The organism is Corallococcus sp. AB045 (assembly GCF_003668895.1).
Lineage (GTDB): Bacteria > Myxococcota > Myxococcia > Myxococcales > Myxococcaceae > Corallococcus > Corallococcus coralloides.
In genome coordinates this window covers 1-2,058 of the sequence record NZ_RAWN01000404.1, presented here as the reverse complement: position 1 = coordinate 2,058, position 2,058 = coordinate 1, and the positions used below count along the sequence as shown (strand labels likewise).

Below are 2,058 nucleotides of genomic sequence, written 5' to 3'. Positions count from 1 at the left end.
TTTCCGCTCCCCGACGCGGCGACGACGCCGGGCTGGACGGCTCCCCCCCTGGCAGGTCAGCCTGGACATCCTTGGAGGATGCAACCCACATGGCTGCCCCGCTGCCCCCTGAAGGCCAGTTCCACATCGAGGTCATCAAGCTCCTGCTCCAGGTGGCCACCAGCGACGACCGCGTCACCCGCGAGGAGATTGACGCCATCATCGAAACCGCACGCGGCTTCAGCGTGCCCCTGACGGAGCTCAGCGCCCTCACCCGCTGCCTCCACGAGGGCCAGCCGCTCCCGCCACCGAACCTGAGCGTCCTGCGCCAGGACCCCAAGGCCGTGCTCGACGCGGTCCACGCCCTCGTCATTGGAGACGGCCACCTGGACGAATCGGAGATCGCCATGATCCGGCAGATCCGCGAGCTGCTCGGCATCGCCCCCTGAACCCTTCAGGAGGCGCCGCGCGGGCGGCCCGGAAGCCCAGGCCGCCGCGCACCGCCCTCACGTCACGACGCGGTCACGTGCAACGGGTGCCCGTCCTTGTGCTCGGGCGCGCCCGCCAGCCTGCGGGTGAGCCGGCGGCGCACGACGTCCACGTGCTCGCGGAAGAAGTACAGGTTCTCCGCGTAGGCGGTCGGCACCGCGATGCGGTTCACCTCGCGCTCGGCCTCCTCCAGCCGCTTGAGCATGGCCTGGAGCAGCTCCTGGTCCGGGTCCTCCTCCAGCTGGATTTCAATCTCCTTCAGCCGCGCGTACCACCGGTGGATGCGTGAGCGGACCCGCCACAGGAACATCGCGGGCACCGCCCGCCCCAGCGGCACCACCACCGCGATGATGGGCACCAGCATCACCCACAGCCGGTCCACCAGGTTCGCCGCCCAGAAGGGCAGGTAACGCTGCAGCAGCGGAACGCCCGTCGCGTAGTAGCGCTTCGCCTCGCTGCTCAGCGGGAAGCCCGCCGCGAGCGGCGCGGGGAACTCGCCCGTCTTGTCCAGGATGCCCGCCGTGCCGCTGATCTCACTGGCCGCACGCATCAGGAGATACGCGAGCGCCGGGTGCAGTGAGTCCTTCGCCAGCAGGAGCGCGTTGGGCGCGAGCAGCACCACGTCATGGTCCGGCACGTCCTTGGCGAAGTCGAACACGCCCTGAGGCAGCACGTGGCGCGACAGGTACGGATAGCGGCGCGTGTACGCCTCCGCGCGATTGAAGCTCAAGAGGCGCACGTCCTTCACCGCGGCCAGCTTCTGGATGCGAGGCGACTCCGCCGGCGACACCAGGAACACCGCGTCCACCTTGCCCTGCGTCAGCGCGTCGATGGCCGCGTCCCGGTCCAGCGGCAGCAGTTCCGTGGGCGCCGTGTCCACCTTGTTCGCCTGGAGCAGCGTCATCGCCAGCGCGCGCGTGCCGCTCTCCTCGGGCCCCACAGCGATGCGCTTGCCCTGAAGGCCGCGCACGTCATCCAAGGGCTCGCCCCGGTAGAAGACCCACAGCGGCACGTAGGAGAGGCTCCCCAGTGACGCCACGTGCTCCGGCACCTCCTGGCCCTTGCCGCCGGTGGTGCCGCTCTGAGCGAAGGCGATGTCCACCCCGCTGTCCTCCGCGCTCAACAGCGCCACGCTGCCCACGGAGCCCTTCGTGTTGCGCAGCTCCAGCGTCACCCCGTGCTGCGCGAGGAACTTCTGGTAGCGCTTCGCCATGTAGTTGAAGCCGCCCTCTTCCGGCGCCAGCGCCATCACCAGGGTCTTGGGCGGCGCGGGCTTGACGAAATAGAACGTCACCGCGAACGCCACCGCGATGAGCAGCGTCGCGGGAGCGACGGCGAACCACAGGTCGCGCCGCAACGTGCGCTTGAGCTGCGCCTTCAACGTGTCCGTCTTCATGAAGCCGCGCAGTATACCGACCACGCCGTGCGGGGCCCCGCCGTACACCGCGTCGGTCCAGGCAAGCGAGCACGTCACGACCCAGGGGCACTTGGCGCAACCCCTTGCGCGACACACCCTCCCTCCCAGGCCTTATTGAAGGGGTGTGGCATGGGTTGGCGCGGCGGGTGGGTGATGTCCTTGCTGGTGGTGGG

The 2,058-nt window shown here is 69.6% G+C and carries 2 protein-coding genes; one reads left to right on the top strand and one right to left on the bottom strand.

What is annotated here, in order from left to right; all coding sequences use genetic code 11:
• Nucleotides 1-89: 89 nt before the first annotated feature.
• Nucleotides 90-428: a TerB family tellurite resistance protein gene (locus tag D7Y21_RS41095; protein WP_120565233.1), complete on the top strand. Its 339-nt coding sequence runs from the start codon at nt 90-92 to the stop codon at nt 426-428.
• A 62-nt stretch (nt 429-490) separates the two neighbouring features.
• On the opposite strand, the gene D7Y21_RS41090 is transcribed toward D7Y21_RS41095, so the two are convergent.
• A complete protein-coding gene (locus tag D7Y21_RS41090) occupies nt 491-1,864 on the bottom strand; it encodes a TAXI family TRAP transporter solute-binding subunit (protein WP_121718605.1) in 1,374 nt (457 codons plus the stop codon).
• Nucleotides 1,865-2,058: the final 194 nt, after the last annotated feature.

Bases quoted from the DNA above. Each gene is read 5' to 3' on its own strand.
- D7Y21_RS41090 (WP_121718605.1), bottom strand. From the start codon at position 1,864: ATGAAGACGGACACGTTGAAGGCGCAGCTCAAGCGCACGTTGCGGCGC.
- D7Y21_RS41095 (WP_120565233.1), top strand. From the start codon at position 90: ATGGCTGCCCCGCTGCCCCCTGAAGGCCAGTTCCACATCGAGGTCATC.